This is a genomic window from Pseudarthrobacter sp. MDT1-40-2 (genome assembly GCF_059383595.1).
The window spans coordinates 1-4,481 of record NZ_JBWZCL010000014.1; the positions used below are offsets into that span (position 1 = coordinate 1).

Annotated in this window: 5 protein-coding genes; 4 read left to right on the plus strand and 1 reads right to left on the minus strand. The window is 58.4% G+C overall.

Annotation, left to right across the window (positions count from 1 at the left end; all coding sequences use genetic code 11):
• Positions 1 to 206: 206 nt before the first annotated feature.
• The 4 genes from AC50X5_RS16790 to AC50X5_RS16805 all read left to right on the plus strand — a co-directional run bounded on the left by AC50X5_RS16790 (position 207) and on the right by AC50X5_RS16805 (position 4,257).
• A complete protein-coding gene (locus AC50X5_RS16790) occupies positions 207 to 1,055 on the plus strand; it encodes a sugar phosphate isomerase/epimerase family protein (protein WP_494977209.1) in 849 nt (282 codons plus the stop codon).
• Positions 1,052 to 2,083 carry a Gfo/Idh/MocA family protein gene (locus AC50X5_RS16795; RefSeq protein ID WP_494977210.1) on the plus strand — a complete coding sequence of 344 codons (1,032 nt, stop codon included), beginning with the start codon at positions 1,052 to 1,054 and terminating at the stop codon, positions 2,081 to 2,083. Before AC50X5_RS16790 ends, AC50X5_RS16795 begins: the two co-directional genes overlap by 4 nt.
• A 102-nt stretch (positions 2,084 to 2,185) precedes the next feature.
• The gene (locus tag AC50X5_RS16800) at positions 2,186 to 3,046 is read left to right on the plus strand and encodes a sugar phosphate isomerase/epimerase family protein (RefSeq protein ID WP_494977211.1); all 861 of its coding nucleotides are present in this window, start codon (positions 2,186 to 2,188) and stop codon (positions 3,044 to 3,046) included.
• 44 nt (positions 3,047 to 3,090) lie between these two features.
• A complete protein-coding gene (locus tag AC50X5_RS16805) occupies positions 3,091 to 4,257 on the plus strand; it encodes a Gfo/Idh/MocA family protein (RefSeq protein WP_494977212.1) in 1,167 nt (388 codons plus the stop codon).
• Positions 4,258 to 4,283: 26 nt separating this feature from the next.
• Here AC50X5_RS16805 and AC50X5_RS16810 read toward each other — a convergent pair.
• Positions 4,284 to 4,481 (minus strand): hypothetical protein (locus AC50X5_RS16810; protein ID WP_494977213.1); only part of this gene is annotated, 198 nt, incomplete at its 5' end.

A 4,481-nucleotide genomic window follows, 5' to 3' on the forward strand; every position in this document is an offset into this window, starting at 1 on the left:
AAACCCGGCATCGGCGTCGAATTCAACGAAGAAGCCGCCACCGCCTACCCCTACCAGCAGGCCTACCTGCCCTACAACCGCCTCATCGACGGCACCGTCCACGACTGGTAACCAGTCCGCGTTAACGACTTACCAGTCGCGAATTTAGACCCATCCCTGCCGGAGCCGCAAGGCAGCTGCCCGGGAGGAAATTACTAGGAGACCCCATGACTCAAGCATCACCCACCGTATGGCCCCTCTCTGGATTTGGCGACGAAGTTGACCCAGACCCAGCGGTGCAGGCAGCGGTCCTCTTAGCGCTCGGTGCGAGACACATCGAAGTTCGCAGCGCCTGGGGGGTCAATGTCTCCGCATTCGAAGCGGGGCAGGCCGCAGGGCTGAAGGAGATTCTCGACGGGAAGGGCCTGAAAGTATCCGCGGTGGCAAGTCCCATTGGCAAAGTCTCGGTGACCCTTCCGGTAGAACATGAGGTGCAGCGGCTCCGTCAGATCATTTCCGTCGCTAATGTCCTTGAGGCAAGGTACATTCGGATTTTTTCCTTTTACCCGGGGGAGGGCCAGAGCCAGGACGAGATCCGTGACGATGTCATCATCAGAATGAGAGCGCTTGCGGCAGAAGCCGTCAAAGCCGGGGTCGTACTTCTTCACGAGAATGAAAAAGGGATTTACGGGGACACTCCTGAGCGGGTCCTGGACCTCATGACGTCGGTTGACTCTCCAGCCCTTCGGATCGCGTGGGATAACGCCAACTTCGTGCAGGTAGGAGTAAAGCCGTATACCGAAGGCTATGCCCTGCTGCGTCCTTACCTCGAGTATTTTCAGATCAAGGACGCACTGATGGCCACGGGAGAGGTTGTACCAGCAGGGCAGGGCGACGGGGAGCTGGACGCAACCATCGCTGCGTTGAAGGCAGACGGCTATGCCGGATTCGCCTCGCTGGAACCACACCTCGCCAGCGCCCACGAGCTGGGTGGCTTCTCCGGCCCGCTCGCCTTCGGCGCTGCCGCCCGCGCTTTTGCCTCGTTGGCTGCAGACAATGGAATTGAGCTTTCATGACTGACCTGAAAGCTGCTGTCGTCGGATGTGGTGACGTTTCGACGGTACACCTTCAGGCAATATCCGATCTGCCCGGCGCCCGTCTTGCCGCTGTCTGCGACACGGACCCTGCCAGGCTTGTGGCGGCAGAGACAGCGTATAGCGTCCCCGGATTTTCCGACCACATCACGTTGCTTGAAACGGTAAGGCCGGACGTGGTCCATATCGCCACGCCACACAACACTCACGCCTCTATTGCGGGGGATTGCCTGGAGCGCGGCGTCAACGTGATTGTTGAAAAGCCGTTGGCGCACACCCTTGAAGAAGGCCGTCGGCTGGTGGAAGCGGCCAGGGCAAGCAACGCAAAAATCGCCGTTTGCTTCCAAAACCGGTACAACGCCACGGCCCAGGCTATGCACAGACTTATTCACTCAGGAGACTTGGGTGAGGTGGTGGGGGCATCTGCCACTGTGATGTGGCATCGCGATGCTGATTATTATCTCAACAGGCCATGGCGCGGCAGCTGGGAGGGCGGTGGCGGTGGTCTGATGATGAACCAGGCGATCCACACTCTAGACCTCCTGCAGTGGCTTGTAGGCGATGTCGTGTCGGTTACGGGCAACTCATCCACACGCGTTTTGGGCGAGACTATCGCCGTCGAGGACACAGCCGAGTTCGTGGCAGAACACGCCAACGGTGCTCGAAGCCTTTTCTACGCAAGCCTCGCAAACTCCGTGAACGCCCCAGTCACCTTGGACATCGTTACGGAGAAGGCTACGTTGAGCCTCCGCGGCGACCTGACCATCACCTATGGTGATGGCCGCGTGCAAGTGATTCCGGAGATCGAGCTTGATCCCGACAAAGAGACACCGACGGGCGGACGGGCATATTGGGGATTGTCACACGGATTACTTATCAAAGACTTCTATGCCCGGATCGGGGACCCCGGGTCATTCTGGATTGACCCGGATGAGGCTTTCAAATCATTGTCCATCGTCAAGGAGCTCTACCGCCAGAGCTACCCCGGGCGACTTGAAGCTGTGTCCTAAGTTTCGGTAGCACTCGTTCCCTCAACGATCACGCGGCGGCTATTCCCGGTGTCCTCCCTGGAGCGCCGGCCCAACAAAACAATTAGACGGAGAAAAATAAACATGGCCAAAATCGGCGTACAGGCGATGATGTTGATGCAGGGCTTTGCGCAGGATGGGGCATTTGAGACGCTTCGGAAAGTAAGCGCAATCGGGTATAACGCCGTCGAAATTTCTCAGATCCCGATGTCTGCACAGATCGTGGGGGAGTTGGACCGCGCCCGGACCGAACTTGGCATGGACATGGCGGCCCTGTCCGTGGCGATTGACATCCCGGCTGGCCGGCCGGGCGACACGCTCAAGAAGGACTTCACCAAAATTGTCGACGACGCCAATCGTCTGGGTTCCAGATTCCTGCGCATCGGTATCTTGCCCTTCCCGGCCCTGAAATCGGTAAATGCCGTGGTCGACTTTGCCAAGGAGGCAAACGAATACGCAGAGCGGCTGAAAGAACACGGCATCGGTCTCTACTACCACAACCACCATGTTGAATTCGCGAAGTTCGACGGCAAGTACATGCTGGACATCATCGCCGATAATTCCCCTGCAATGGGCCTGGAGCTTGACGTTCACTGGGTACAGCGTGGCGGTCATGACCCCGTCCGCACCATCGAAAAGTATGCAGACCGTGCGGCCATGATCCACCTCAAGGACTACCGCGTGGGCGAAGTGCCGGAGTCCGCTTTCGCGAAACTTGCCGCCGGCGACGCAGAAGGGTTCCGCAACGAGTTCCGAAACGTCATCGAGTTCGCCGAAGTGGGCGAAGGCAACCTCGACTTCCCTGGCATCATCGCCGCTTCCCAGGCCGCAGGAGCGGAGTACCTGCTCGTCGAACAGGATGAACTCTACGGACGGACCTTGTGGGACGCGCTCCAAACGTCCTACGACAACCTCGTGGCCATGGGCCATTCAGACCTCTTCTAATTCCAGCTCATTCGAGCAGACAACAAGATACGGAGCACTACCAGATGAGCAAAAAAGTACGCCTCGGCATCATCGGCCTCGGCCAACAGGGCAGCATGTACGCTCACTTCATCAACACAGGCAAAGTCCCCAACATGGTGATCGGCGCCGTCTGCGACATTGATGCGTCCAAGAAGGAAGAAGCCGTTTCCAAGTACCCGGACATCCCGTTTTACGATGACTACATCACCATGCTCGACAGTGGGGATGTGGATGCTGTGGTGACCTGCGTGCCCCATTTCCTCCACCCCGAGATGGGTATCGAAACGCTGAAGCGCGACATCCACGCGCTCGTCGAAAAGCCCGCGGGTGTATACACAAAGCAGGTGAAGGAACTCAACGAGTTCGCCGCCAGCAAGCCCGAATTGTCCTTCGCCATCATGTTCAACCAGCGGAACAACCCCCTGTACCAGCGGCTCAAGGAGATCGTTGAGAACGGGGAGATCGGCGACATCCGACGCACCAACTGGATCATCACCACCTGGTGGCGGCCGCAGGGGTACTACAACTCGAGTGAATGGCGTGCCACCTGGGGCGGCGAAGGCGGCGGCGTCCTCGTGAACCAGGCACCGCACCAGCTTGACCTTTGGCAGTGGATCTGCGGGGTGCCCAAGTCCGTATACGCAAAGGTTGCCTACGGCTTCCGCCGGGACATCGCCGTTGAAGATGAAGTTACAGCTGTAGTTGATTATGGAGATGGCGCCACCGGCGTCTTCGTCACCGCAACCCACGACCTGACCGGCACGGACCGCTTCGAGATCCTGGGCGACAAGGGCAAAATCATCGTCGAAAACTCCAAGACGGCCACGGTGACCCGGCTGATCAAACCGGAGCGTGAACTCAGCGATTCGATGGGCATGGACGACATCCGGAAGGTAGTCACCGGACAATTGAATCCTGATGAACTTTACACATCCGAGGTCATCGAATTCCCCTCCGCCTGGGGAGTGCAGCACGCCGGTGTACTGGAGAACTTCGCTGCGAACATCCTTGACGGGACCCCCCTCCTGGCCCCGGGTTCGGACGGCATCAAGGGCGTCCGTCTCGCTAATGCCATCCACCTTTCCAGCTGGACGGGAAGTGAAGTGGCCTTGGACTTCGATGACGATCTGTTCCTCGCCGAGTTGAACAAGCGCATCGTGGAAGAAGGCAAGTTCCCACATCGCGGCTGAGCATGATGGCGGATCACCCGCTTGCGCTAACTGATCCTGCCTCCGCTGGCCGAAGTCGTTTCTGACTTTAGGATCTGCAGGGTCGGGCAGGCCGTCACCGCCGTTCCGTCTAACCCTTGAGTCAGTTTTTGAAAGGATTTGCAGTGAAAATTATTGCCGCTGATGTCTTCGTGACGAGTCCGTCGCGGAATTTTGTGACGCTCCGGATCACTACCGAGGATGGT

Bases quoted from the DNA above. Each gene is read 5' to 3' on its own strand.
- AC50X5_RS16790 (WP_494977209.1), top strand. From the start codon at position 207: ATGACTCAAGCATCACCCACCGTATGGCCCCTCTCTGGATTTGGCGAC.
- AC50X5_RS16795 (WP_494977210.1), top strand. From the start codon at position 1,052: ATGACTGACCTGAAAGCTGCTGTCGTCGGATGTGGTGACGTTTCGACG.
- AC50X5_RS16800 (WP_494977211.1), top strand. From the start codon at position 2,186: ATGGCCAAAATCGGCGTACAGGCGATGATGTTGATGCAGGGCTTTGCG.
- AC50X5_RS16805 (WP_494977212.1), top strand. From the start codon at position 3,091: ATGAGCAAAAAAGTACGCCTCGGCATCATCGGCCTCGGCCAACAGGGC.